The organism is Streptomyces sp. NPDC002835 (assembly GCF_053591995.1).
This window is the reverse complement of record NZ_JBSFUW010000014.1, coordinates 103,635-128,031: the sequence shown is the minus strand read 5'-3', so window position 1 is coordinate 128,031 and position 24,397 is coordinate 103,635. Positions and strand designations below refer to the sequence as shown.

Here is a 24,397-nt window from a genome sequence, read left to right as displayed (position 1 = left end):
CATGCCCTCGCCCCTGGACGGGCCGCTCCTGGACGACGCGGCGGGCCGGCTGATCCGCCCGTACACCGTGAGCGGCGGCCGGACCCGTCCGACGGCCGCGCTGGACCTGCTCTCCATGGTGACGGCGACCGGGGCGGCGCCGCAGGCGCATCTCGGCCCGGAGCACACCACGGCCCTCGGCCTGTGCCACGGACCGGTGTCGGTGGCCGAGATCGCCGCCCAACTGCGCCTTCCGGCCGCCGTCACCAAGGTGCTCCTCTCCGACCTGGTCGACTGCGGCGCCGTCACGGCGCGCGCGCCGCGCGGCCACGACACACCCACGGACCGTTCACTGCTGGAGGCGGTGCTCGATGGCCTACGACGACGGCTCTGACCGCTACGGCGCCGGGGGCGACGACCGGTTCCCCACCGCGCTCAAGGTCCTCATAGCGGGGGGCTTCGGGGTGGGCAAGACGACCTTCGTCGGAGCGGTCAGCGAGATCGACCCCCTCAGTACCGAAGAGGTGCTCACCCAGGTCAGCGCGGCGACCGACAGCCTCGAAGGCGTCGAGTCCAAGACCACGACCACCGTCGCCATGGACTTCGGGCGGATCACCCTCGACGCCCGCCATGTGCTCTACCTCTTCGGCACGCCCGGGCAGGAGCGGTTCTGGTTCATGTGGGACGAGCTGTCGACGGGTGCTCTGGGCGCCGTCGTGCTCGCCGACACCCGAAGGCTGGAGGCCTCGTTCTCCGCCGTCGACTTCTTCGAGCGGCGCGGCATCGGATTCGTCGTCGCCGTCAACGAGTTCGAGGGCGCCTACCGCTACGAACCGGACGAGGTGCGGGCCGCGATCGGTCTCGAACCCGCGGTGCCGATCGTGCTGTGCGACGCGCGGGCCGCGAGCTCCGGCATCGGGACCCTGGTCACGCTGGTCCAGCACCTGCTCACCACCACCACCGCCGTCGTGCCGGGCCCGGCACCGAGCCATGGAGCACCGACATGACGTACGACCCCACCGGCCATCTGCTGCTGACGCCGGTCGACCGCGAAGCCCCCGCCCGGGTCGAGCGCCTGCGCCGGCTCGGCCTCGGCGAGCGGCCCGACGCGGCCTTCGACGACTTCGCGCGGAACCTCGCCGAGGTGACCGGAGCTCCGTACTCGATGGTCAACTTCATCGACGAGAAGCGTCAGTTCTTCGCCGGACTGCATCCGTCATGGGCCCGGCGCGGCACCGATACGGGCGCCGCGCCGAGGGGCGAGGAGATCAGCCGGTTCATGGCGCGAGACCACGGCTACTGCCCTCATGTGGTGGTGCGCCGCAAGGCGCTGGTCCTGGAGGACGTGTGCGACTACCCGCGCTTCGCGGGCAACCCGGTCGTCGACGAGATCGGCATCCGCTCCTACCTCGGGGCGCCGCTGATCGACCGTACGGGCATCGCGCTGGGCACCGTCTGCGTGTTCGACACCCGGCCGAGGCCCTGGGGCAGGCCCGGGCTCGAGACGATCAAGTCGCTCGCGGCGGAACTGGTCGAGCAGATCCACCGCCGGGAGGACGGCCGCATCTGAGGCCCTGCGGCCCCCGTCGGGGCCGCGCAAGCGCGGGGCGACTCGGACGCCGGCGGGCGTTGTCAGCGCCGGCGTTTACGGTGGTGCCATGGCCACCGCCGATGACGTACGCAGGATCGCGCTGTCGCTCCCGGGGGCGATCGAGAAGCTCGCCTGGGGCATGCCCACCTTCCGGCTGCAGGACCGCGGCCTGGTCTTCGCGTCGCTGGACGACGACGACCGCGTGATGGGCGTGAAGTGCCCGAAGGAGGAACGCGAGGAGCTGACCGCCGCCGAGCCGGACAAGTTCTTCCTCCGCGGCGGACACGACGACCACTACGCCTGGGTGCGCGTGCGCCTCGAAGCGCTGGAGGACGACGACGAACTGCGGGCGATCCTGCTCGACTCGTGGCGCCAGGCCGCTCCCCGCAAACTGCTCGACGCCCACCCGGAGCTGGCCCCGCCGCCGCCGTGACACGCCCGTCTCCGCGCTGGAGGCGGGCCGGTCCGGGTGCCCGGCGGGCCGGATGGCCGCGCGGCCGGTGCCACGGTCGGGTGAGTGCGCGCCCGGGGCAACCACTTCCCGCGCGGACCGGGTACGGATTGCGGCGCCGTTCCACGACGCCGGGAGGACCCCCACCCATGCCCGTCACCAAGAGCGCCGGGAGCACGCTGGCCGCGGCGGTCTGCGCCGCACTGCTTCTCACCAGCTGTACGGACACCTCGTCCGTGTCGCCCGCATCCCCCGCGACTCAGGCGCCCGCGAAGAGCCCCGCCAGGCACGCCGGCCCCGGACCGCACAAGCCGTCGGCCCGTCACATCCCCGGCCTCGGCCCGGACTTCCGCTCCCGCATCCCCGGCGGCACCCGTCAGGCCCTGGTCGTGTCCGGCGGTACGGCCGACACCAACGTCGCGGAGACCACGCTCTACGAGAACGGGAGTGAGAGCGGGAAGGGAGACGACTGGCGGCGCGTCGCCGGCCCCTGGCCCGCCCACAACGCCCTGCGGGGCTGGACCCACGACCACAACGCCGGTGATCTGCGTACCCCCATCGGGGTCTTCGGCCTCGGCGACGCCGGCGGACTCGAACCGGACCCCGGGACCCGGCTGCCGTACGACCAGGACGAGGAGTTCGTCGCCCCGGGGACCGGATTCCTCGGGGAGCCCCTCGAAGGGTCCTTCGACTACGTGATCGCCATCGACTACAACCGGGTCCCGGGGACCAGCCCGCTCGACAAGGAGCGGCCGCTCGGCCCCGAGAAGGGCAGCGGGCTGTGGATCCACGTGGACCACGAGGGGCCCACCCAGGGGTGTATCTCGCTGCCGAGGGAGCGGATGCGCGAACTGCTCCGGCTGCTCGACCCCGGCAAGCGGCCGGTCGTCGTGATGGGACCAGCCCCCGAGCTCCGGAAGTGACCGCCCGGCGCCCCTGAGCCGCTTCCCGTCCCCGCGCCCGTCACAGGAACGCGGAGATGCGCGCCCGCAGGGACGCCGGGTCCAGTCCGTGCGCCGCGAGGTGCTCGTCGATCGCGCCGTAACGGCGCAGCTCCCGCCGTGCCACCCCGAGCCCCAGCACCCGGTGCGGCACGTCCGCCAGGGCGTCGTTCGCGGCCGTGGTCGACGTGCCCTCCAGATACGGCTCGACGATCACCACGTCCGCCCGGCCGCCCACGGCGGCGCGGACGGCGGCCCCGTCGAAGGGGCGCACGGTCGTCGCGTACAGCACGGTCACGTCGAGCCCCTCGGTCGCCGCGAGGACGTTGTCCAGCATCGGCCCGACCGCGATCACGACGCCGCCGCGTCCTTCGCGCACGGTGAGGAACCCGTCGCCCGTGACCGGCCGGGCCTCGGCGTTGCTCTGCAGCGACAGGCGCACGTACACCCGGTCGTCGCCGGCGGCCGCGTGCCGCAGCAGCGCCTCCGCCTCGTCCGGGTGGCCGGGCACATGGACCGTCCACCCGTCCAGGGTGTCCAGCAGGGCCACGTCCCCCGGCGACATGTGGGTGAAGCCGCCGGCCGGCCAGTCGTACGAGGCGCCGGCGCTCACCAGCACCCCGCCGGTGTTCTGGTGGCCGAAGTCGAGCTTCACCTGCTCGAACGGCCGCTCCACGAGAAAGCTGGCGAACGTGTGCATGATCGGCCGCATCCCGGTGAGGGCCATGCCGCCACCGGCGCCGATCAGCAGCTGCTCGCGGATGCCCACGTTGACCACCCGGTCCGGGTGGCGCCGGTGCGCCTGCTCGAAACCGGCGGCGCTGATCTCGGCGAGGACGAGGGCGAGGCGGGGGTCCTCGTCGAGCAGGCGGGAGGTGGTGGCGATGAAACGGTCACGCATGGTGTCCATGGTCGGAAGTCTCCTCTGCGGCGGCGCGATGAATGGCGCGATGAATGGCGCGGTGAAAGATGCGACGAAGGGGGCCGTCGGTCAGGCGCTCTTCGGTTCGACACGGGCGACGACCGCCCGCGGCCGCCCCGGGTGCGGCGCGGTGAACGCGGCGTACAGCGCCTCGTGGTCCCTGCCGTCGACCGCCTGCGCCGACCAGCCGGCCGCCTCGAAGCGGGAGGCGATGCCGCCGGGCCAGCCGTGCGTCGCGGACGAGTTGTCGACGACGAGCGTGTGGAGCTGCTCCAGGCCGGCCGGGCCCGCGTAGGCGATGGCCTCGTGGTTGCTTCCCTCGTCCAGTTCGGCGTCGCCGATCAGGACCCAGACCCGCGGGTCCGGCAGCTCCTGGGCGCGCAGGCCGAGGACGGAGCCGACGGCCAGCGGCAGGCCGTGGCCGAGCGAGCCGCTGCCGATCTCGGCGCCGGGCACGAGGACCCGGTCGGGGTGGTGGCCGAGCGGCGAGTCGTACGAGCCGAAGCCGGGCAGCCACTCCTGCGGGAAGAAGCCCTTGGCGGCGAGGACCGCGTAGTACGCCATGGGGCCGTGCCCCTTGGAGAGGAGGAACCGGTCCCGGTCCGGAGCGTCGGCGGTCTCGGGCGTGACGCGCAGGACGCGGTCGTACAGGACCCAGAGGGCGTCGAGCGTGGACGTGGCGGCCGGTCCGTGCTTCTCGTCGCCGGTCATCAGGGACATGAGCCGGTCGAGATCGCCGAAGTCGACGGGCGCCGGGCGCCGGACGGACACGGTGCCGGACACGGTGGTGGACGTGCGGACGGATGCGGTGGTGGATGCCGTTGTCGTCATGCCCACCACCGTGCAACCTCAAGTTTGCTTGAGGTCAAGCGTGTCGGTCCGCGCAATACGGGTTCGTGACCAGCGGTCCGAGTGCGGTATTCTTCTCGTGCACGTTCGGCCGGGGGAAACCCCAGGTCAGCGGGCACCGGGACGTGGCGCAGCTTGGTAGCGCACTTGACTGGGGGTCAAGGGGTCGCAGGTTCAAATCCTGTCGTCCCGACTCTGCTTCTGGCGGGTCGTAGGCCGTTCTCTCATCCAATGGGAGAGCGGCCTTTTTTCATGCCCGGACGGCGTGGCCGCCGTGCCCGGCGACGGGGCGAACGGGGCGATTCGTACAGACCGCACCGCTGGATGAGCCCGAATCCGGTACGGCTAGCATATGAGCACCGCCTAGCTCGAAAGATAAACCTGTGACTGTCAAAGACGACTCGTTCACCAACTGGAAGAACCGCGAGGAGATCGCGGAGTCGATGATCCCGATCATCGGGAAGCTGCACCGGGAGCGGGACGTCACGGTCCTGCTGCACAGCCGCTCCTTGGTGAACAAGTCGGTGGTCAGCATCCTCAAGACCCACCGCTTCGCCCGGCAGATAGCCGGCGAGGAGCTCTCGGTCACCGAGACGATGCCGTTCCTCCAGGCCCTCACCACGCTCGATCTCGGCCCCTCCCAGATCGACATCGGCATGCTCGCCGAGACGTACCGGGCCGACGACCGCGGTCTGACGGTGGAGGCGTTCACCGCCCAGGCCGTCGCGGGCGCCACCGGCGAGAACAAGATCGAGTGCCGCGAGGGCCGCGACGTCGTCCTCTACGGCTTCGGCCGCATCGGCCGCCTCGTCGCCCGCCTCCTCATCGAGAAGGCCGGCTCCGGAAACGGCCTGCGGCTGCGCGCCGTCGTCGTCCGCGGCGGCGGCGAACAGGACCTCGTGAAGCGGGCCTCGCTGCTGCGCCGTGACTCCATCCACGGCCAGTTCCAGGGCACGATCACCGTCGACGAGGCGAACAGCACGATCATCGCCAACGGCAACGAGATCAAGGTCATCTACGCGGGAGACCCGTCGGAGATCGACTACACGGCGTACGGCATCAAGGACGCCATCCTCATCGACAACACCGGCAAGTGGCGCGACCGCGAGGGCCTGTCCGAGCACCTGCGCCCCGGTATCGACAAGGTCGTCCTGACCGCCCCGGGCAAGGGCGACGTCCCGAACATCGTGCACGGCGTCAACCACGACACGATCAAGCCGGGCGAGCGCATCCTGTCCTGCGCCTCCTGCACCACCAACGCGATCGTCCCGCCGCTGAAGGCGATGGCCGACGAGTACGGCGTCCTGCGCGGCCACGTCGAGACGGTCCACTCGTTCACCAACGACCAGAACCTGCTGGACAATTACCACAAGGCCGACCGCCGCGGCCGCTCCGCGCCGCTCAACATGGTCATCACCGAGACCGGCGCCGCCTCCGCCGTCGCCAAGGCGCTGCCCGACCTGAAGGCGCCGATCACCGGCAGCTCGATCCGCGTCCCCGTCCCGGACGTCTCGATCGCGATCCTCAGCCTGCGCCTCGGCCGCGAGACCACCCGCGAGGAGGTCCTCGATCACCTCCGCGAGGTCTCGCTGACCTCTCCGCTGCGCCGCCAGATCGACTTCACCAACGCCCCCGACGCCGTGTCGAACGACTTCATCGGCTCGCGCCACGCCTCGATCGTCGACGCCGGCGCCACCAAGGTCGACGGCGACAACGCGATCCTCTACCTCTGGTACGACAACGAGTTCGGCTACTCGTGCCAGGTCATCCGGGTCGTCCAGCACGTCTCCGGGGTGGAGTACCCCACCTTCCCGGCCCCGGCGGTTTGATCCGCCGACCGTTCCGGTGTCGTCCCGGCCGCCCACCGCAGGTGGGCGGCCGGTGGCGTACGGTCAGCCCTGCCCGCCCACCTCGATCTCGGCCCACACCTGCTTGCCGCCACTGAGGGGCAGCGAGCCCCACGCCGCCGTCGTCGCCTCGACGATCAGCAGGCCCCGGCCGCCCGTCGCCTCCCAGTCGACGTTCGCCGGTTTGACGGGGGAGCGGGGCGAGGTGTCGTTCACGGCGATCCGCAGCCGGTCCGACGACAGGGTCAGGTCGAGGTCCACCTCACCTTGCGTGTGCGCGATGGCGTTGGTGACCAGCTCGGACACCACCAGCAGTGCCATGTCGATCTCGTGGGTCAGACCCCAGGAACGCAGTGTGCGCGCGGTGAAGCGGCGGGCGTGCAGCACGGCGTTGGTCAGCCGCCACACCGTCCAGTGGGTCCGCAGCGGACGCACCCGGGTCCCGTCGTAGCGCAGCAGCAGCACCGCGACGTCGTCGTCGCGTCCGGTCACGGTGCCGAGGAGTTCGTCGGCGACCCGGCCGATGTCGGACGGGTCGGCCGCGGCGAGCGCCTCGTTCGCCCGCCGGATGCCCTCCTCCAGCGGGAGATGGGCGGACTCCACCAGGCCGTCGGTGACCAGGGTGAGCAGGGTGCCGGGCAGCAGACCGGCCTCGGTCATGGAGAACTCAGCCTCCGCCAGCACCCCCAGCGGCGGCCCGCCGTCGACGGCCAGTTCCTCGGTCGTGCCGTCCGGGTGCCGCAGCAGCGGCTGCAGATGCCCGGCGCGCACGAAGATGGCGATGCCCTCCTCCATGTCCAGGTCCACGTACAGGCAGGTCGCGAAGAGATCCGTCTCCATGCCGACGAGCAGCCGGTTGGCGCGCGAGACCACCACGTCCGGGGGATGGCCCTCCACCGCGTAGGCCCGTACCGCCGTGCGCATCTGGCCCATGATGGTGGCCGCCGCGGCGCTGTGGCCCTGGACGTCGCCGATGACGAGTGCCACATGCGAGTCGGCGAGCGGAATCACGTCGTACCAGTCGCCGCCCACCTCCAGGCCGGCCGTCGCGGGCAGATAGCGGGCCACGGCGACCCCTCCCGACAGGAGCGGGAGTTTGCGGGGCAGGAGGCTGCGCTGGAGCATCCTGGCCAGCTCGTGTCCCGCGTCCAGGGCGTGCGCGCGCCGCAGCGCGCTGCCGACCAGGCCCGCTACCGCCGTCAGCAGCGACCGCTCCTCCGGGGCGAACTCGTGCGCCGCGTCCCAGCCGACCAGGCACACCCCGACCAGGCGCCCGTCCGCCGGCAGCGGTACGACCGCCAGCCCGCCAGGCCCGATACCGATGAGGCCGGGCTCCAGATCGGCTCCCGGCGGCCACAGGCTCATATGGCCGTCCCGCAGCGCCCTCTCCAGGGTGGGCAGCGCGTGGCACGACGCGTCCGGCCACTCGGACCGCCACTCCGTCTGCCACACGCCCGGCCACGCGTCCGGGTCCGGCGGATCCAGCACGGTGACCAGCAGCCGGTCGGCCTCCACCTCCGCGACGGCGATCCGGCTGGCGGCCAGCGGCTGGCGCAGGGTCTCGACGACCGTACGGCTGACGTCCCGGACCGTCGTCGCCCCCGCCAGCCGTGCCGAGAGCCCCTGCACGACGGCGACCTCGTCGTCCGTCGGGCGCAGGTACACGGCGTCGGCGACCACCCCGAGCACCCGCTCCGGCGCGCCGTCGGCACCGAACCGCAGGCGGCAGCGCAGGCCCAGCCAGCGCAGCTCGCCGCCTGGCCGGCGGATGCGGAACGCCAGCTGCTCGCCCGAGGAGGAAGAAAGCCGGCCAGGCTCGACCACGGCCATCAGCGCCGGGATGTCGTCCGGTACGGCGCAGGCGAGCAGGGTCTCCACCCGCCCGTCGAAGTCCTCCTGCGCGATGCCCAGCAGCTCCAGCACCCGAGCGTCCGCCTCCATCTCCCCGGTGTCCAGCGTCAGGGTGAACGCCCCGCTGTGGAGCGGCACCAGCGTCGGCCCCGGGTGCGCCCGCGGGGCCGTCCGGCCCGCGATCCGGGCCGGTACGGACTCCAGTCCGGCCGTCACCTGATCGGCGTAGAGCTCCAGGAGACTGCGGCGGTCGGCGTCGAAGCCGTCCGCCGTCTCACCGGCCACGATGAGGCAGCCGAGCTGGGTGGTGCCGTGGCCCAGCGGCAGCGCGCCGAGCGAGAACTTGGCGGGCAGCGTCCCGGCTCCGACGGGCGACACCCCGCGGGCGTCGGCCGAGAGGTACGCGGCCAGCTCCGCCGCGCTCAGCCACAGCGGCCGGGCGGCCCGGTAGGCGTCCGTGGCGGGGGAGCGGCCGCCCAGCGACACCACGGACGGCAGCCCGTACGACCCGCCGCGGTCGCCGACCACCTCGGCGAGCCGCAGCTCGTCACCACTCTCCGTGAGCACGTAGACAGCGGCCAGCTCGGCCCCGCAGAACGCAAAGTTCGCCCGTGTCAATGCGCGCACCGCCTCCGTACGCGGTCAGGTACCGCGCTGCTCCCATGCTGCCGTTGTTCACGTGGTGGGAGCTAGTCAGGAGACGACATTGATCGTGAGGCGGTGGCGCGGGGCGCGCCCACGGCGAAGGGCGGACTGCCGCCGGACAGCCCGGTTCCGGGCGTGAGCCCGGTCGCACTCACGCCTTCGGCCTGTGACGCTGGGGGGCATGCAGCGAGGCAGCGGCAAGGTGAGGCTCCGCAGGGTCTACGAGGCGCCGGACCCGGACGACGGGGTTCGCGTCCTCGTCGACCGGCTCTGGCCGCGTGGCCTGAGCAAGGACGAGGCGCGGGTCGACGAGTGGCCCAAGTCGGTGACCCCGTCGACGGAGCTCCGGCGCTGGTACCACGGCCCGGACGGCGAGTACGAGGAGTTCCGCCGGCGCTACGAGGCGGAGCTCGCGGACACCGCCGCGGCGGAGGCCCTGAGCCGGCTGCGCGCCCTGGCCGCCGAAGGCCCGCTGACGCTGCTGACTGCGGCCAAGGAGCCCGACCGCAGCCATGCCGCTGTGCTCCGGAGCCTCCTCCAGGCAGCTCCCCGGGGCCATGCCGGGCGGCCCCGGAAATGATCAGCCGTGCACGGCCTCTTCGGCTGCCGGCGCCGGCGGTTCGTCCGCCGTGATGCGGGCGAGCAGCGCGCGGGCCTCCCCGATGCGGGGATGGTCCGGGTGCAGATGCCGCTCGCAGTCGGTCAGCGCCCCGCGGGCCGCCGCTTCCGCCTCGCTCCGGTGGCCCAGACCGTGCAGGGCGGCGGCCGTTTCCATGTACAGGCTCCCGGCCAGGCTCCGGTCCCGGTGCGGGGCGAGCCGGCGCGCCTCGGTGAGCGCGTCCTGGTGGCGCCCCTGCCCGTTCAGGCTGTGCACCAGACCGCGGTGCAGAGCGGCGGCCGTGGCCCCTTCGGCCCGGGGCAGGTTCCCCCGGGCGACGGCCTCGGCCTCCTCGTAGCGGGACTGCCCGCACAGGGCGTCGACCAGGTTGTCCAGCACGCACAACTCGATGTTCCACACCGGCGTCAGATGTTTGAGGCGGGCCAGGCCGCGCAGTATGTCCAGCCCCTCGGCCTCCGCCTCGCCGTAGCGCCCCTCACTGTTGAGGGCCAGCATGTGGTTGCTCCGGACCATCAGCAGGAGCGCCCGCCCGCTCCCGGTCAGGTCCTTCAGCTCGGTCATGAGGGTCTCCAGCTCGTCCCGCACCTGCGGCCCGCGCCCCTGGACACAGGCCGCCGCCGTGGCCAGGGCCTTGGCATGCCATGCCACCGCGGTCCTCCGGCCTCGTTTGCGCAGACGCCCCGACTCCGCCTCGAGCGCTCTGGCCCCGGCCTCGACCTCCTCGTACCGGCCCTCCTTCCACAGCCGATGGAGGCCCTCCAAGGCGGCCGCTTGCCGTGAGCGGCCCCGTATCATCCGTGCGATCTTCACAGCGGGTGAGGCTAGGTGAAGACGCCTGGCCAGGAAAGTTCGGGCTGGTAACGAAGGCAAGGGCCCCGGGGCTTGGGGCGATCCGGTCCGCCGCAGGCGCGGCGCCTTCGACGAGGACGTACGCGAAGTGGTGCGTAGCGCCAGGGACTTCACGTCCCGCAGCGGCTGCTGAGCCGGTGCGCGGCGTCCCGTCAGGTCCGGCCCGTCAGCCGCGGCGCCTCCGCGGCCGGATCCACCGGGCCGGTCATCCGCTCCGCGAGTTCCCTGGCCCAGTGGCTCAGCCCCGGCACGTCGATGCCGTGCGGGCCCGGGAAGTCCACGATGCGCTCTGCGCCGCGCAGCAGCAGCCGGGCGCCGCCCGTGGTGTTGCCGCGCGCGGCGTGGGTGAGACCCACCGCGAGCTGCGCCAGGCCCCGCCACAGCTCGCGTTCCTCCTCGGGGCCGGACTTCCAGGCGTCCTCGAACACCTCGTGCGCGTGGAACGGCATACCCGCGTCGAGCAGCCGCTGTGCCTCGGAGAGCGTCTCGGCGGGCGTGCGCACCAACCCCTCCGGCTGGCGCTCCACGCCGGGCGCGCCGTGGGGGAGGGGACGGCCCAGGCCGTCCCGGGGGCGGGCGTTGCGGGCGCGGCCCTCGGCGTCGCGGTCTCTGCGTGCCTTGTCCATGCAGCAAGTGTCCCTCCTCCGCACCGGCCGGCGATGGCGGGCCACGGCGGAGTACCTGCGGCGACGCGGGCCGCGTCGGCCGGGCCGGGCGTTCGGCGGGCCTGCGGAGTGAGGTAATGTTCTCTTGCGCGCTCGGGCCGGGAAATCGGCCGGACGGCGCATCGGGACGTGGCGCAGCTTGGTAGCGCACTTGACTGGGGGTCAAGGGGTCGCAGGTTCAAATCCTGTCGTCCCGACTCTGCGGAGTCGCAGGCCAGAGGTCGTATCGGAGTCAATCCGATACGGCCTTTGGTCATTCTCGGGGGTCAGCCGGTCGGTCGGCCGTTCACGCAACATCACGAGAGGGACAGCACGATGGTGAACCGCGACGTCGTCGCACTCGACGAGCCGGTACGCGAGTCCTTGCGCGGTCATCACGCCCATCTCGCCCGCCAAGTCGGCCGGGCCGCCACCTATATGGCGGACGTCGCGACCTTCGCCGCGGTCTCCGCCGATCCGGATCCGGCGGAGTGGACCGACCTCGCCCGGCTCCTCGGCCCGGGCGCGTTCGCCGACATGTTCAGCTGCCCGGCGACGCCGCCGTCGGAGTGGGAGCCGGTCTTCGTGCTCGAAGGCCGCCAGATGATCTGGCCGGACAGCGGGCACCCGGCCGATCCTCGTGACGACGCCGGCGTGGTCGAACTGGGCGCGGACGATGTGCCCGAGATGCTCGACCTCGTGGCCCGGGCTCAGCCGGGGCCGTTCTGGCCGCGCACCTACGAACTCGGCACGTATCTGGGCATCCGTGACCACGGCAGGCTGGTGGCCATGGCGGGCGAACGTCTCCGGCCTCCGGGCTGGACCGAGATCAGCGCAGTCTGCACCGACCCCGCGTCCCGCGGCCAGGGCCACGCCGCCCGCCTGGCGAGCGCGCTCGTTGCACGCATAGTGGCCCGAGGCGAACGCCCCTTCCTGCACGTCGCCGAGGCGAACACCCGGGCGATCGCCCTCTACGAACGCATCGGCTTCGAAACCCGCAAGCCGGTGACCTTCCGCGGCTTCCGCACACCGTAACGGGCCCTGGCCCTCAGGCCGGCCCGCCGGTTTCGCGCCGAGCGCGCGACCGCCGGTGCGCACCCGCACCAGGCCCGGCCCGGCCCCAGGCCGGACCCGGCCCGGACCGCGCCGGGTCACGGGCTGATGCTGTTCCGGCAGGAGCGGGCCTCGATTTCCGCGCCGTTGGGTTTGTGGCTGCTGATCCAGGCGCGGTCCTGCTCCGTGAGGGCGGGGAGGGAGGTCTCTATGTCCCTGATCCACGTGCTGGTGCCCACATGCTTCTTGAGCCAGGTCTTGAGCCGGGTACAGTCCTCCTCGTGGCCCTTCGGGAGCCCGATGCCGTAGTACTGAGGTGCTCCTATCGTCACGTCCGGGACCACCCGGAGGCCGTCCTTCTCGTGCTGCCGGGCGAAGCCGTAGAGGATGGCCTGGTCGGTGGAGACCGCCTGTACCTGGCCGCTGATGAGCTGCTCGATGCAGTCGGACGCGTCGGTGTGGGTGACCGGGTCCGCGCCGACGGTCTCCCTGATGCCGTCGAGGGCCTCCTGCGAGGTGGTGCCCTGCCAGGTGCAGATCCGGCTGCCGCGCAGGTCGGACAGGCGTTCCACGTCGGCTCCCTGCGGGCCGACGAGGAAACCCTGCCGGGTCTTGAGGTAGGGGCCCACGAAGTCGATCAGGTCCATCCGGTCCGCCGTGATGGAGAACGAGGCGATCGTCATGTCGGCCTTGCGGTCCAGGAGTTGGGTCACCCGGTCGCCCGAGGAGACGTCGACGGGTTCGCTGAACGCGACGTCGAGCTCCTCCTGGATGTGCTGGAGCACCAGGAAGTCCAGTCCCGACCGGTCGTAGTTGGACGAGTACGACACACCGGGCAGGTCGTTGTGCATCGCGACCGTGATCCGTTTGACGCCCAGGAACTCGGGCGCCGGCTCGCCGGAGGAGCAGGAGGCGAGGTTCACCAGCACGGTCACGGCCGCGGCGATCCCGAGGACGCGTCTGAGGAGCCGCGGGGCGGAGCGCCGGGATTCAGGGGTGGCAGCCACTGTGTCCTCTCAGTCGTGAAGTACGGCGTCCGCGACGAACAGGCCCATCTCGCAGCCCTCGTCGGTGCTCAGGATGATCCCTACCTCGATCTCGCCCTGCAGGCCGCCGAGGGGGAACTCGATCGTCTGTCCGCTCTTGACCTCTTCGACGCGGGTGCTCGTGTTCCCCCGCAGTTCGGCGGAGTAGGTGGTCTCCGGCGCGCAGAACTGGGCGGCGCGGGCCGCGTCCCGAATCGCCAGCGTGATGCGCAGCCGGGAGCGGTCGACGGGGCTGTCGACCACGAGCCGGAGCCGGGAGCCGTTGGTGACCGTCTCGCCGCCCTTGATGTCGGTCCGGCCGGTGACATTGATCTCGCCGTGGTCCGCGAGATGGTCCATGCCGACCGTCCCGGCCACCGCGCAGATCAGCGCCGTCGCCGACATGAGAACGCGCCAGCGGCGGGCCCGTTTCTCGCCGGCGGGCGCGATGAGCCGGGTGAGCGCCAGGCCCACCGCGACACCGAGGGCGAGGTAGACCCATACGAACTGACGCAGCGGCCCGTCGGGCGCGGTGATCAGGGCGTAGCCGCCGAGCAGGACGATCAGAAGGAAAGGCGGCCAGTTCCAGCCGTTCCAGCGTTTCGCCTTGTCTGCGAACTTGTCGACGGCGTCTCCAGCGAAGAGGCTGAGAACCACCTTGCCGATGATGCCGATCGCCGGCGAATTGTCACCCGTCGTGGTGGCGCTGCCGCGTCGCGTCGGCGGGTCGCCGCTCAACTACCGCCCCCCTGCCCGGGCTGCGAGCCGTAGTTGAAGGTGGCCGTGTCCAGCCTGCCGATCGCGGGGGAGTTGTTGCCGTACGACGTCGCGCTGTTCCGGTCGCCCGCGTGGTACTCCTGATGGGCGACGCGGATGCGCGTACGCAGGGAATCCGCGCTCAGGTCGTCCCCGTCGGCCAGCCATTCGCCGACCGCGGTCTCCAGGATCTCCCGGTCGTCCGGGGCGAGTTCCTCGATGGCGGTGGCCGCCGCGGTGTCGTCCTCGGTCGGGACGGGGTCGTCGGCGCCCCGGCGCAGCACCCTGCCCAGCAGCACCCGCCCCCGCTCCACCGCGCTGTCCGCCACCGCGGTCTGCGCGGACTGGGCGACGGCGCCGGCGAACGACGTCGCCGCGGTGCTGATGAACGGCGCGATGAAAGCCGCGGCCGTCAGTAATTCGGACATGCGCTCTCCCCTCCTGGATCACCCACAACTCTACTGAACTCCCTGTGCAACGGAAGTGACTTGACGTCACACGGATCACAATTCCGCCCGCGCGCAGCGACGGAACCGGGCGGGCATCATGGGGGAGATGCCCGCCCGGCTCCGCGTGCCGGGGCCGCTCAGCGACGCGGCGGCGTCACTCGAGCAGCTCCGCGTACGCCCCCATGGCCAGCGCGATGTCCGCCTGGGCCCAGAAACGGTGGTAGGTGAACTCGGGCGCGGCGCCGCCCGCCAGATAGGCCTCGATCTTCGACCACGCCGGGTCGTCCTGGTAGAAGGAGCGCAGCGAGGCGAACGTGGACGACGAGTCGATCGTGTCGCCGTTCGGCATCGTGCCCGTGAAGGTGTCCGGCACGTACACCGGGTCGTCGAACCGGTTGTAGTCGGTCCGCGTCTCCGGCACCGCGATGCCCAGCGCGTCCTGGTGGTGGTCCCACATGCCGTCCAGCAGACCCTTCGCCACCCGCTTCGCGTCGGCGTCGCCCGACCGTGCCGCGTAGTACGTCAGCACCTTGGCGTACGCACCGGCCACGCCCACGTCCTGGGTGTAGTCGGCCACGGTCACGTGCAGGCCGGCGTTGGCGCCCGGCGACGAGGGGTTCCAGGTGTCGGGCTTGCCGGACCACTGGAGGGTGGAGGGCATCAGGAACGTGCCGTCGGGGTTGATGGTCGTCTCCGACACGGCCCAGTCGACCCACTTGTCGAGCACGGCCTTCGCCTTGGCGTCGCCCGTCTGCTGGTAGTACTCGGCCACCCGCTCCATCGACCACGCCTGGAAGCCGAACCACTGGTTCGACGGCGGGTCGTGGTAGACGGGCTTCTCGTCGTACGCCATGCCGTAGAAGGTCGGCGTGCCCGCCGCCGGGGCCTCGTAGCGGCCGCCGACGCTGTTGGTCGCGCCGCCCGCGATCGCGCCCTCGTCGGCCTGCAGCCAGCGGTAGAACTCGATCTGCCGCTCCAGGCTCTTCGCCCAGTCGGACTGGCCGGTCGCCGACTTGGGCTTCAGCGGTGCGTACGAGCTCAGCGCGTACGCGGCCATCGGGTTCTGGTAGCCGCCGTGCGCGTGACTGGAGCCGATGCGCCAGGCCCAGCCCGCGGAGGCGTCGTTCGCGCCGCCCCAGGCGTAGTACCAGGACAGCAGGTAGTGCGAGCTGTCCTTGCCGGTGCCGCCCGGGCAGGTCGTCGGCCCGACGCAGTCGCCGATCTTCTTGAAGTACTTGTCGAACATGGCGTAGCGCAGGTAGTCGCCCATCTTCGCGGCCTTGGCGACCGTCGCCGAGACCTCGGAGCCCTTGCCCTGCTCCTTGGCCCAGAGGTCCGCCCAGTAGGCGGCCTGCACGGCGCGGGCGTCCGCGTCCGGCGCGTTGGTGAACTTCCACTGCTTGGCGTAGGACGCGTCCTTGGTGAACAGGTCCAGATAGCCGTTCGGGCCGCCGTAGGCGAACCGGTCGCAGGTCGGCTGGGGCACGGTCTCCCAGACCGACTCCTGCGGCCCGCGCTGGAAGGTGTTGATGTACGAGGGCCCGGTGGCGCTCGGACCGGCCTCGCACTTGCCCGGCTCGTTGCCGTACCCGTAGACGTTGTCGACATCCTGGAGCCAGTGCATGCCGTAGACGTCGTCCGTGCCGTACGCGCTCTTCAGCTCGGCCGCGATCGGGTCCTTGCCGGAGGCCACGGAGGGCTGGAGCTCGGCCGGGTACTGGGAGGGCAGGTCGTGCTCCGGTGCGTAGGTCGCCGGCTTGTTCGGGTCGTAGAAGGAGCCGGTGGCCTGGTCGGCGTGGTTGGGGATCATGAACTTCTCCATGATCTCCCAGGCGCCGTTGAACTTCGTCCAGTCGCCGCTGATCCGGCCGTACATGGCCTGCAGCCAGATCAGATAGCTGTACGCCTCGGAGGTCGTCTCGTGCCCGTGGTCGGGGGCCTCGACGATCAGCGTCTCGACCGAGTGGTACGGGATGCCCTCGGGCGAGAAGTAGCCGTTGGCCGGGTCGGTGATCTTCCCGTACAGGTCGAGGAAGCGCTCGTCGTACTGCTTGGAACCGCCGAGCTGCGTCGCCGTCACCTCGGCGGCGGCGTGGCCGGGCGCCGTCACGGCGAAGGTGGCGGAGCCGGTGCCCTCACTGTCGGCGGCGATGGTGACCTGCTGCGCGGTGTTCCAGTTCGACGGGGTGAAGGTGAGGCTCGCGCCGCTGCTCACGCTCAGGCCGGAGTTGCCCGCGGTGCGGGCGACCGCGGCCGTGACGTTCGACGCCGGCTGCGTCGAGAGCTTGACGGCGAACGTGCCCGACTCGCCCTGCCCGACCGCCAGTTGGGACGGCGTGGCGACCAGGGCGGGGCCGGCGGCCACGGTGATCCCGACCGGGGAGGACTCGGCGGAGGCGCCCTGGCTGTCGTACGCCTTGGCGTAGAGCGAGTAGGAGCCGGCCGCGAGGCCGGTGGCGCTGAAGGTGTACGGCGAGGTGGTGTCCGTGCCCAGCAGGGCGGTGTCGCTGTAGAACTCGACCCTGCTCACCGTCGCGCCGTCGGCGGCCGCGGCGGTGGCGGCCAGCGGGACGGGGTCGCCGGCCGAGAAGACGGCACCGGCGGCCGGGCTGGTCAGGACCGCGATGGGCGGCTGGTGCGCGCCGGTGCACTTGGTGCCGTTGACGAAGAAGGAGGTGGGGGCGGCGTTGGTGCCGCTGTAGGAGAACTGGGCGCCGGTGCTGACGGCGGCACCGGCGGCGATCGTGCTGCTCCAGGCGGGCGCCTTGACGGTGACGGTGCTGCCGGACTGCGACCAGGTGCCGTTCCAGCCGTTGCTGAGCCGCTGGTTCCCGGCGTAGTCGTAGGTGAGGGTCCAGTCGTCGATGGCCTCTGAGCCGCGGTTGGTGATCGTGAGGTCGGTGGTGAAGCCGGAACCCCAGTCATTGGCCTTGTAGTCGACACTGCACTGCACGGCGGCGGCATGGGCCGGCCCGGTGCCGGTCGCGGTCAGGGCCAGGGGGAGCGAGAGGACGGCGGCGAGCGCCGTCAGTACGCGCCGCAGCGGGCGCCGTCTTCCTGGTGGGGACATGAGGGTGACTCTCCTAGCGGCTCTGGGAGTTGGGCATGTGGAGGCTGAGCACAAGCCTTGAACCAGTGGGAGCGCTCCCACGGTGGAGTGGCCGGGCAAGGCTGTCAAGAGGTGGCGCAGAAACCGGTGTACGGAGGTGCGCTCCGTCAAGAAATTTGCCAACTCCCCTTTTCTGGTGCGCGGTTCGGCGCTAGCCTCCGGTGCAACCAGTGGGAGCGGTTCCATCACTGGACACGCCGGTTTCGGCGGGTCCGAGCTGCAAGGAGTCGCTCATGCGTCACCCCCCGCACCTCCCCGTCGCCCCGTTCGGCGGCCCGCCGCCACCGGACGCCATCACCCTGCGGCGGCTTGCGCCATTGCGGGTCGAGCCTCCCGAGTCAGTGGATTCCTCCATGGAATCCGGCCACTTTGGCTGGGAGCGCTCCCATGGATTTGCCGGTTCTCGTGCGGCCGGCCGACCAGTCGCACGCCCCCGCTCTGCTCCGTCGACGAGAGGAAACGTCACCCCATGAGCCGCGACACAATGAGCCGCGACACCGCGCCACCACTGCGCAGAAAGCGGACCGCGCTGCTGGCTGCCTGCAGCCTGCTCGCCACCGGCGCCGGCGCGGTCACCGTGATGCAGACGCCGGCCGCCGCCGCGGCGCTCGCCTGCAGCGTCGACTACAAGACCAGTGACTGGGGCTCCGGCTTCACCGCCACGGTGGACATCAAGAACACCGGCACCTCCAGCCTCGACAACTGGGCGCTGACCTACGCCTACTCGGGCAACCAGCAGCTGGGCAACGGCTGGAACGGCATCTGGTCGCAGTCAGGGAAGACCATCACGGTCAAGGGCCCGGACTGGAACCGGTCCATCGCGGCCGGTGCCACCGTCTCGCCCGGCGCCCAGTTCTCGTACAGCGGCACCAACACCGCCCCGACGTCCTTCGCGGTCAACGGCGTGGCCTGCAACGGCGACACCACCCCGACGGACCCGCCGACCGATCCCCCTACCGACCCGCCCACGGACCCGCCGACCGACCCGCCGACCGGTGACAAGGCGGACAACCCGTTCGCCGGCGCCAAGCTGTACGTCAACCCCGAGTGGTCCGCGAAGGCCGCCGCCGAACCGGGCGGCAGCCGCATCGCGAACACCTCCACCTCGGTGTGGCTGGACCGCATCGCGGCGATCGAGGGCGTCAACGGCGGCATGGGCCTGCGCGACCACCTCGACGAGGCGCTCGTCCAGTCCGGCGGCGACCCGCTCGCCATCAACGTCGTCGTCTACGACCTGCCCGGCCGCGACTGCGCCGCCCTCGCCTCCAACGGTGAGCTCGGACCCGAGGAACTCCCGCGCTACAAGAGCGAGTTCATCGACCCGATCGCGTCGATCGTCGCCGACCCGAAGTACGCGGACCTGCGTATCACCACGGTCATCGAGATCGACTCGTTGCCCAACCTCATCACCAACGCGGGCAGCAGGCCCACCGCCACCCCGCAGTGCGACGTGATGAAGGCGAACGGCAACTACGTCAAGGGCGTCGGCTACGCGCTGTCCAAGCTCGGCCCGATCCCCAACGTCTACAACTACATCGACGCCGGACACCACGGCTGGCTCGGCTGGGACGACAACTTCGGCCCCTCCGCCGAGCTGTTCGCAGAGGCCGCCAAGGCCGAGGGCAGCAAGCTCGAGTACGTCCACGGCTTCATCACCAACACCGCCAACTACGGCATCCTCGACGAGCCGTACTACGACATCGGCGACTCGGTGAACGGCACCTCGGTGCGCCAGTCCAAGTGGGTCGACTGGAACCGCTACGTCGATGAGCTGTCGTACGCGCAGGCCTTCCGCGGGCGTCTGGTCCAGGCCGGCTTCGCCTCCGACATCGGCATGCTGATCGACACCTCCCGCAACGGCTGGGGCGGCGCCGACCGGCCCACCGGACCGGGACCGCAGACCAACGTCGACACCTATGTCAACGGTGGCAAGCTCGACCGCCGCATCCACCTCGGCAACTGGTGCAACCAGGCAGGCGCCGGAATCGGCGAGCGGCCGCAGGCGGCTCCCGAGCCGGGCATCGACGCCTACCTGTGGGTCAAGCCGCCGGGTGAGTCCGACGGCTCCAGCAAGGAGATCCCGAACGACGAGGGCAAGGGCTTCGACCGGATGTGCGACCCCACGTACACCGGTAACGCCCGCAACGGGAACAACATGTCCGGCGCGCTGGGCGACGCCCCCGTCGCCGGACACTGGTTCTCCGCGCAGTTCCAGGAGCTCATGAAGAACGCGCATCCCGCGCTCTGAGGACACTCCTGGAACACCCCGGGAATCTCCGGCACACGAGCCGGGTCACCGGGTCACCGGGTCACCGCGGTCCGGTGACCCGGTGGCCCGGCGCCACCGCGACGGACGCGCCCCGGCCGGCCTGGACACGCCTTGACCCGCAACTTAGGGTCATGGCCCAGGGCGCCGAGGCGCGTCCGTACGTCCCGCTGTGGAGAACGTGATGGTCACCCTTGCCGATGTCGCCCGCCACGCCGGAGTCTCGGCCAGCACCGTCAGCTATGTGCTCAGCGGAAAACGCTCGATCTCCGGGACCACCCGCGACCGCGTGAACCGCAGCATCGAGGAGCTCGGCTACCGGCCCCACGCGGGCGCCCGGGCCCTCGCCAGCAGCCGCTCGGACATCATCGCCCTGATGGTCCCGCTGCGCACCGACGTCTACGTGCCCGTGATGCTCCAGATCGCCATGGCGGTCACCACCACCGCCCGTGCCCACGGCTACGACGTCCTCCTCCTCACCGGCGAGGAGGGTCCGGACGCCGTGCGCCGCGTCGAGGGCAGCGCGGTCGCCGACGCGATGATCGTCATGGACGTCGAGCTCGACGACGAGCGTCTGCCGCTGCTGCGCGAGGCGCGGCGGCCCTCCGTTCTCATCGGACTGCCCGCCGACGCCGACCGGCTGAGCTGCGTCGACCTCGACTTCGAGGCGGCGGGGGCGCTGTGCGTGGAACACCTCGCCGGACTCGGCCACCGGCAGATCGCGTTCGTCGGCGAGGCGCCCGGGGTCTACGAACGCCGCACCGGCTTCGCCGAGCGCACCCTCGCCGGCCTGCGGTCCGCCGCCGGTGCGCGCGGAGCGCGGCTGCTCCACCGCCCCTGCGGGAGCGGCTGGACCGCCGTCGACGCCACACTCGGCAGAATCCTCGAGGAACGCCCCGGCACCACCGCCTTCGTGGTCCAGAACGAGGCCGCCGCCGACCCGCTGCTCGCACTGCTGCGCCAGCGCCGGCTGGCCGTCCCGGAGGACGTCTCCGTCGTGGCGATCTGTCCCGACCAGGTCGCCGAGCGGGCCTCCGTCCCGCTCACCGCCGTCGCCGTCCCGGCGCAGGAGATGGGCAGGCGCGCCGTGGAACAGGTGGTGGCCGTGCTCGACGGCCGCCAGGCCGCCGGTACCGTACTGCTGCCGCCCGAACTGACCGTACGGGCCAGCTCGGGACCGGCGCCCCGCTGACCGCCGCGCCCCGAAGACCCGGAGAGAGGACACCGCCGTGGGCACACCCGCCGCTGACGCGCGCGCGGAGTTCCAGGACTTCTTCGAGCGCCACTACGCGGAACTGGCCCGCCTCGCCCACCTGCTGACCGGCGAGGCCGACGCCGCCGACGACCTCGCCGCGGACGCGATGCTCGCGCTGTGGCACCGCTGGGACCGGGCCCGCGCCGCCGAGCATCCCGCCGCCTACGCCCGCGGCGTGGTCGCCAACCTCGCCCGCAGCCGCATCAGGAGCGCCGTCCGGGAGCGCCGCCGGGTCGCGCTGTTCTGGTCCCGGCGCCCCGACACGGTGGAGGGCCCCGACGTGCCCGGCGTCGTGGACGTACAGGAGGCGCTGCGCGCGCTGCCGTTCCGCAAGCGCGCCTGCGTCGTGCTGCGCCACGCCTTCGACCTGTCGGAACGCGACACGTCCCTGGTGCTCGGCATCTCGGTCGGCACGGTCAAGAGCCAGACCTCCAAGGGCATGGCGGAACTGCACCGGCTGCTGGGCCCCCAGGCGGCCGTCGATCTGGTCGGAGGCAGGAAGTGACGCACGACGAGGTACGCGGGCGGCTGCGGGAGGCGGCCCGGTCGCACAGCCCCGACCGGGCGCGGATGCTCGCCCGCGTCGAGCGCGGCATGGCCGAGGAGCCGCACCCGGTCGTCCGGCCGCCGCTGCCCAGGGCCGGCCGGGTGCGGATCGCCGGGGCGACGGCGGCCGTCGTCGCGGTCCTGGCGCTCGGCGGCTACGCCGTGGCGGCCATGGACCACGAGGGCGACGGGAGTGGCGTGGCGGCGCCCCCGGCCACCCCGTCCGCGCCGGCCGGCACCGGCGACGGCCGGCTGTGGACCGACGGCTCGGTGGACCCGCACAGCAACAGCTACTGGGCACAGTCCAACGTCACCGTGAAGAACGCCGGGGAACTCACCGCGCTCACCGTGGAGCTGCGCGTCGCCCGCACCGGCGGCGTCGAGAGCACCGGCAACTGGCGCACCCGCCCCGCCGCGGACTTCGACTTCTCCGTACGCGAGGACAGCGGCGCCCTCGTCTACCGCTGGGTGCTGCGCCCCGGCCGCACCGTCCCGCCGGGCCGGCACGTCTTCGCCGCCCAGTACAACCACGCCGAGGGCGGGCGCGACGCGGGCGGCGACACGTACACCGTCCGGACCACGCTGTCGGGCGAACCGGTCGAGACCGGCGGGGAGTTCACCCCCGCCCGTAAGTGATCCGGATCACGGAGAAACCCCGGCCGACGCGGCAACCCCGGGCCCCTCGGCGGCGACCTGCGCATGTAGGTCTGCCCCCACATTGAAGGGACCGGAACAATGAGCCGACACAAGAGGAGCCCACGCCGCCGCAGGGCGGTCGCCGCGCTGGGCGCGGCGCTCGGGCTGACCGTGGCCGGCGTCGTCACCAACAGCATGCTCACGTCCGCCGGCGCGGCCTCCCCCTGGCCGACGCCCAAGGGCAGCAAGGCGGTGACCGCCACCATCGAGGTCTCCGGCACCTACGACGGCGGCCTGAAGCGTTTCTACGGCAGCGGCGGCCTCGGCGGCGGCGGCCAGGACGAGGGACAGGACCCGGTCTTCAAGCTCAAGGACGGCGCGGTCCTGAAGAACGTCGTCCTCGGCCCCCCCGCCGCCGACGGCGTCCACTGCATGGGCAGCTGCACCCTCCAGAACGTCTGGTGGGAGGACGTCGGCGAGGACGCGGCGAGCTTCAAGGGCAAGTCGTCCGGCTCGGTATACACCGTCTACGGCGGCGGCGCGCGCAAGGCCTCCGACAAGGTCTTCCAGTTCAACGGCGCGGGCAAACTCGTCGTCACCAAGTTCCAGGTCGCCGACTTCGGCAAACTGGTCCGCTCCTGCGGCAACTGCTCGACGCAGTACCGGCGTTCGATCATCGTGAACGACGTCGACGTCACCGCGCCCGGCAAGTCGCTCGTCGGCATCAACAGCAACTACGGCGACACGGCCGCGCTGCGCAACATCCGCATCCACGGAGACGGCAGCCGCAAGATGGAGCTGTGCGCCCGCTACGAGGGCAACGACGACGGCGACGAGCCGAGGAAGATCGGCAGCGGCCCCGACGGAACCCACTGCCGCTACGGCTCCTCCGACATCAGCTACGACTGAGGACCCGGCCAACGGTGAACGCCCCCGCCGGGCACGCCCGGCGGGGGCCTCCTGCGCGGCCGTGGGTCAGTCCGCGCTCCGCCGGGGCGCCCAGCCGTCCAGATACACCTCCCGCGTCGCCGACGCAGCCCCGGCGCGGTCCAGTTGCGGCCGGTTCTCCGGCACGGTGATCCGCGCCCCGGGACCGGAGTTGCGGTACTCGGCGTACCGCTGCGCCTGCCACGGGTACGCGTCCCGCATGTTCGTGTACGGGGCGACGGCGTCGATGCCCGGCCCGATCACACTGTCGCGCACCACCAGCGACGGCCATGCCGTCGGGTCCGAACTGGGCACCCACGGCCGCGACAGTTTGTACGCGCCGTCCGGTGCGCCGCTGGTGAAGCGGCACCGCACGGCGAGGAAGCCGTACGGGTTCGCGCGGGCCGTGGACGGGGCGAACACCATGCCCTGGGGCGTGAAGTCCACGTCGCGCGCCAGGGTGTGGAAGCGGCAGTTCCCGAACACCGCGCGGGCCCGTCCGAAGACGAAGTCGACGTCGCCCTCGGCGTAGCAGTGCGAGAAGTACTGCCGCGCGACGGCCGACCGGGCGAGCGAGTCGGTGTAGAGGGTGTCCTGGTGGCCGAGGAAGCGGCAGTGGTGGAACGCCGAGCGGTCGCCCATCACCTTGAGCGCGACCGCCTGGGTGGAGGTGATCTCCGGATGGTCAGCCCGCAGCCAGTCGTTGGCGAAGGTGATCCAGCGGGCGGTGAAGCCGGCGGCGCGCACGGTGGTGGTCGCGGAGCCGCTGGTCCCGTAGGTGCCGGAGCCGTCCGGCCGCGGGGTGCCGGCCGCGTTGTCGTACACCAGGACGACGTCACGCGGGTCACGGCTCGCGCCGATGAGGGTGAGACCGGCGTGGGTGTCGGGGACCGTCACCACCTCGCGGTACGTCCCGGGGGCGATGACGAGCGTGCGGCCGGGGCCGTCCGCCGCGGAGACGGCGGCCTGGACGGTGGTGTGGTCGCCGAGCCCGCCGGGGTGGACGTACAGCGTGCGCGGTGTGAGCCGGGCCGTGGGGGAGCCGAACGGGCCGAAGGGCCCGGGCCGGCCGGCGGCGGCCGCCGGCCGCTGTACGGCGAGGGCGAGCGCCGCTCCCGCGCCGGCCGCCAGCAGGGACCGGCGGGCGACGCCGGTGGGATGTGTGGTCATGGTGGGCTCCTTTCGGC

General features: G+C 71.9%; 23 protein-coding genes and 2 tRNA genes. 15 read left to right on the top strand and 10 right to left on the bottom strand.

Features of this window, described 5'->3' with window-relative positions:
* The first annotated feature begins 1 nt into the window (after nt 1).
* The 5 genes from ACWD01_RS17855 to ACWD01_RS17835 all read left to right on the top strand — a co-directional run bounded on the left by ACWD01_RS17855 (nt 2) and on the right by ACWD01_RS17835 (nt 2,944).
* The gene (locus tag ACWD01_RS17855) at nt 2-373 is read left to right on the top strand and encodes a DUF742 domain-containing protein (protein ID WP_451162780.1); all 372 of its coding nucleotides are present in this window, start codon (nt 2-4) and stop codon (nt 371-373) included.
* Nucleotides 351-986, top strand: coding sequence for a GTP-binding protein (locus tag ACWD01_RS17850; protein WP_451162778.1), 636 nt, complete (start codon nt 351-353; stop codon nt 984-986). The genes ACWD01_RS17855 and ACWD01_RS17850 overlap by 23 nt, the downstream gene beginning before the upstream one ends.
* Complete coding sequence (locus ACWD01_RS17845; protein ID WP_451162776.1) at nt 983-1,549, top strand: GAF domain-containing protein; 567 nt, start codon at nt 983-985, stop codon at nt 1,547-1,549. The genes ACWD01_RS17850 and ACWD01_RS17845 overlap by 4 nt, the downstream gene beginning before the upstream one ends.
* Nucleotides 1,550-1,637: 88 nt before the next feature.
* Nucleotides 1,638-2,003, top strand: a complete 366-nt coding sequence (locus ACWD01_RS17840; RefSeq protein ID WP_451162774.1) for an MmcQ/YjbR family DNA-binding protein — start codon at nt 1,638-1,640, stop codon at nt 2,001-2,003.
* A gap of 167 nt (nt 2,004-2,170) precedes the next feature.
* On the top strand, nt 2,171-2,944 hold the full coding sequence (locus ACWD01_RS17835; protein ID WP_451162772.1) for a L,D-transpeptidase family protein: 774 nt from the start codon (nt 2,171-2,173) through the stop codon (nt 2,942-2,944).
* 40 nt (nt 2,945-2,984) lie between these two features.
* Here ACWD01_RS17835 and ACWD01_RS17830 read toward each other — a convergent pair whose 3' ends face one another.
* Both ACWD01_RS17830 and ACWD01_RS17825 read right to left on the bottom strand, forming a co-directional pair.
* Complete coding sequence (locus ACWD01_RS17830; protein ID WP_451162770.1) at nt 2,985-3,872, bottom strand: transketolase family protein; 888 nt, start codon at nt 3,870-3,872, stop codon at nt 2,985-2,987.
* 81 nt (nt 3,873-3,953) lie between these two features.
* Complete coding sequence (locus ACWD01_RS17825; RefSeq protein ID WP_451162877.1) at nt 3,954-4,604, bottom strand: transketolase; 651 nt, start codon at nt 4,602-4,604, stop codon at nt 3,954-3,956.
* A 248-nt stretch (nt 4,605-4,852) separates the two neighbouring features.
* On the opposite strand from ACWD01_RS17825, the gene ACWD01_RS17820 reads away from it, so the two are divergent.
* Together ACWD01_RS17820 and ACWD01_RS17815 are read left to right on the top strand one after the other, a co-directional pair.
* Nucleotides 4,853-4,926, top strand: a tRNA-Pro gene (locus ACWD01_RS17820).
* A gap of 190 nt (nt 4,927-5,116) precedes the next feature.
* Nucleotides 5,117-6,562 carry a glyceraldehyde-3-phosphate dehydrogenase gene (locus tag ACWD01_RS17815; protein ID WP_451162768.1) on the top strand — a complete coding sequence of 482 codons (1,446 nt, stop codon included), beginning with the start codon at nt 5,117-5,119 and terminating at the stop codon, nt 6,560-6,562.
* 63 nt (nt 6,563-6,625) lie between these two features.
* On the opposite strand, the gene ACWD01_RS17810 is transcribed toward ACWD01_RS17815, so the two are convergent.
* Entirely contained in the window at nt 6,626-9,049 is a 2,424-nt protein-coding gene (locus ACWD01_RS17810; RefSeq protein WP_451162875.1) for a SpoIIE family protein phosphatase, read from the bottom strand.
* Between the two features lie 208 nt (nt 9,050-9,257).
* Between ACWD01_RS17810 and ACWD01_RS17805 the strand changes: the two genes are divergently transcribed.
* Nucleotides 9,258-9,656: a DUF488 domain-containing protein gene (locus tag ACWD01_RS17805; RefSeq protein WP_451162766.1), complete on the top strand. Its 399-nt coding sequence runs from the start codon at nt 9,258-9,260 to the stop codon at nt 9,654-9,656.
* Here the strand turns inward: ACWD01_RS17805 and ACWD01_RS17800 are convergent, their stop codons facing one another.
* Together ACWD01_RS17800 and ACWD01_RS17795 are read right to left on the bottom strand one after the other, a co-directional pair.
* On the bottom strand, nt 9,657-10,457 hold the full coding sequence (locus ACWD01_RS17800; protein WP_451162764.1) for a tetratricopeptide repeat protein: 801 nt from the start codon (nt 10,455-10,457) through the stop codon (nt 9,657-9,659).
* Between the two features lie 239 nt (nt 10,458-10,696).
* Complete coding sequence (locus tag ACWD01_RS17795) at nt 10,697-11,170, bottom strand: DUF309 domain-containing protein (RefSeq protein WP_451162762.1); 474 nt, start codon at nt 11,168-11,170, stop codon at nt 10,697-10,699.
* A 162-nt stretch (nt 11,171-11,332) separates the two neighbouring features.
* Here ACWD01_RS17795 and ACWD01_RS17790 point away from each other — a divergent pair.
* Nucleotides 11,333-11,406 (top strand) — tRNA-Pro (locus tag ACWD01_RS17790).
* A 118-nt stretch (nt 11,407-11,524) separates the two neighbouring features.
* Complete coding sequence (locus ACWD01_RS17785; protein ID WP_451162760.1) at nt 11,525-12,223, top strand: GNAT family N-acetyltransferase; 699 nt, start codon at nt 11,525-11,527, stop codon at nt 12,221-12,223.
* A gap of 116 nt (nt 12,224-12,339) precedes the next feature.
* On the opposite strand, the gene ACWD01_RS17780 is transcribed toward ACWD01_RS17785, so the two are convergent.
* From ACWD01_RS17780 to ACWD01_RS17765, 4 genes are all read right to left on the bottom strand, one after another.
* On the bottom strand, nt 12,340-13,248 hold the full coding sequence (locus ACWD01_RS17780) for a transporter substrate-binding domain-containing protein (protein WP_451162758.1): 909 nt from the start codon (nt 13,246-13,248) through the stop codon (nt 12,340-12,342).
* Between the two features lie 9 nt (nt 13,249-13,257).
* Entirely contained in the window at nt 13,258-14,004 is a 747-nt protein-coding gene (locus ACWD01_RS17775) for a hypothetical protein (RefSeq protein WP_451162756.1), read from the bottom strand.
* Nucleotides 14,001-14,450, bottom strand: coding sequence for a hypothetical protein (locus ACWD01_RS17770; RefSeq protein ID WP_451162754.1), 450 nt, complete (start codon nt 14,448-14,450; stop codon nt 14,001-14,003). The genes ACWD01_RS17775 and ACWD01_RS17770 overlap by 4 nt, the downstream gene beginning before the upstream one ends.
* A 175-nt stretch (nt 14,451-14,625) precedes the next feature.
* Entirely contained in the window at nt 14,626-17,541 is a 2,916-nt protein-coding gene (locus ACWD01_RS17765; protein WP_451162752.1) for a glycoside hydrolase family 48 protein, read from the bottom strand.
* A gap of 523 nt (nt 17,542-18,064) precedes the next feature.
* Between ACWD01_RS17765 and ACWD01_RS17760 the strand changes: the two genes are divergently transcribed.
* The 5 genes from ACWD01_RS17760 (at nt 18,065) to ACWD01_RS17740 (ending at nt 23,192) form a co-directional block, all read left to right on the top strand.
* A complete protein-coding gene (locus tag ACWD01_RS17760; RefSeq protein ID WP_451162873.1) occupies nt 18,065-19,828 on the top strand; it encodes a glycoside hydrolase family 6 protein in 1,764 nt (587 codons plus the stop codon).
* A 202-nt stretch (nt 19,829-20,030) separates the two neighbouring features.
* Entirely contained in the window at nt 20,031-21,038 is a 1,008-nt protein-coding gene (locus ACWD01_RS17755) for a LacI family DNA-binding transcriptional regulator (protein ID WP_451162750.1), read from the top strand.
* A gap of 37 nt (nt 21,039-21,075) precedes the next feature.
* Nucleotides 21,076-21,606, top strand: a complete 531-nt coding sequence (locus tag ACWD01_RS17750) for a SigE family RNA polymerase sigma factor (protein ID WP_356890928.1) — start codon at nt 21,076-21,078, stop codon at nt 21,604-21,606.
* Entirely contained in the window at nt 21,603-22,283 is a 681-nt protein-coding gene (locus tag ACWD01_RS17745) for a hypothetical protein (protein WP_451162748.1), read from the top strand. Before ACWD01_RS17750 ends, ACWD01_RS17745 begins: the two co-directional genes overlap by 4 nt.
* Nucleotides 22,284-22,382: 99 nt before the next feature.
* Nucleotides 22,383-23,192 (top strand): pectate lyase, encoded by an 810-nt coding sequence (locus ACWD01_RS17740; protein ID WP_451162746.1) that lies wholly within the window; start codon nt 22,383-22,385, stop codon nt 23,190-23,192.
* 66 nt (nt 23,193-23,258) lie between these two features.
* Here ACWD01_RS17740 and ACWD01_RS17735 read toward each other — a convergent pair whose 3' ends face one another.
* On the bottom strand, nt 23,259-24,380 hold the full coding sequence (locus ACWD01_RS17735) for a pectinesterase family protein (protein WP_451162744.1): 1,122 nt from the start codon (nt 24,378-24,380) through the stop codon (nt 23,259-23,261).
* Between the last annotated feature and the right edge of the window lie 17 nt (nt 24,381-24,397).

What these genes read in the sequence shown, in the direction of transcription:
- ACWD01_RS17855 (WP_451162780.1), top strand. Translation starts at nt 2, where the DNA reads ATGCCCTCGCCCCTGGACGGGCCGCTCCTGGACGACGCGGCGGGCCGG.
- ACWD01_RS17850 (WP_451162778.1), top strand. Translation starts at nt 351, where the DNA reads ATGGCCTACGACGACGGCTCTGACCGCTACGGCGCCGGGGGCGACGAC.
- ACWD01_RS17845 (WP_451162776.1), top strand. Translation starts at nt 983, where the DNA reads ATGACGTACGACCCCACCGGCCATCTGCTGCTGACGCCGGTCGACCGC.
- ACWD01_RS17840 (WP_451162774.1), top strand. Translation starts at nt 1,638, where the DNA reads ATGGCCACCGCCGATGACGTACGCAGGATCGCGCTGTCGCTCCCGGGG.
- ACWD01_RS17835 (WP_451162772.1), top strand. Translation starts at nt 2,171, where the DNA reads ATGCCCGTCACCAAGAGCGCCGGGAGCACGCTGGCCGCGGCGGTCTGC.
- ACWD01_RS17830 (WP_451162770.1), bottom strand. Translation starts at nt 3,872, where the DNA reads ATGGACACCATGCGTGACCGTTTCATCGCCACCACCTCCCGCCTGCTC.
- ACWD01_RS17825 (WP_451162877.1), bottom strand. Translation starts at nt 4,604, where the DNA reads ATGTCCCTGATGACCGGCGACGAGAAGCACGGACCGGCCGCCACGTCC.
- ACWD01_RS17805 (WP_451162766.1), top strand. Translation starts at nt 9,258, where the DNA reads ATGCAGCGAGGCAGCGGCAAGGTGAGGCTCCGCAGGGTCTACGAGGCG.
- ACWD01_RS17795 (WP_451162762.1), bottom strand. Translation starts at nt 11,170, where the DNA reads ATGGACAAGGCACGCAGAGACCGCGACGCCGAGGGCCGCGCCCGCAAC.
- ACWD01_RS17785 (WP_451162760.1), top strand. Translation starts at nt 11,525, where the DNA reads ATGGTGAACCGCGACGTCGTCGCACTCGACGAGCCGGTACGCGAGTCC.
- ACWD01_RS17770 (WP_451162754.1), bottom strand. Translation starts at nt 14,450, where the DNA reads ATGTCCGAATTACTGACGGCCGCGGCTTTCATCGCGCCGTTCATCAGC.
- ACWD01_RS17765 (WP_451162752.1), bottom strand. Translation starts at nt 17,541, where the DNA reads ATGTCCCCACCAGGAAGACGGCGCCCGCTGCGGCGCGTACTGACGGCG.
- ACWD01_RS17760 (WP_451162873.1), top strand. Translation starts at nt 18,065, where the DNA reads ATGAGCCGCGACACCGCGCCACCACTGCGCAGAAAGCGGACCGCGCTG.
- ACWD01_RS17755 (WP_451162750.1), top strand. Translation starts at nt 20,031, where the DNA reads ATGGTCACCCTTGCCGATGTCGCCCGCCACGCCGGAGTCTCGGCCAGC.
- ACWD01_RS17740 (WP_451162746.1), top strand. Translation starts at nt 22,383, where the DNA reads ATGAGCCGACACAAGAGGAGCCCACGCCGCCGCAGGGCGGTCGCCGCG.
- ACWD01_RS17735 (WP_451162744.1), bottom strand. Translation starts at nt 24,380, where the DNA reads ATGACCACACATCCCACCGGCGTCGCCCGCCGGTCCCTGCTGGCGGCC.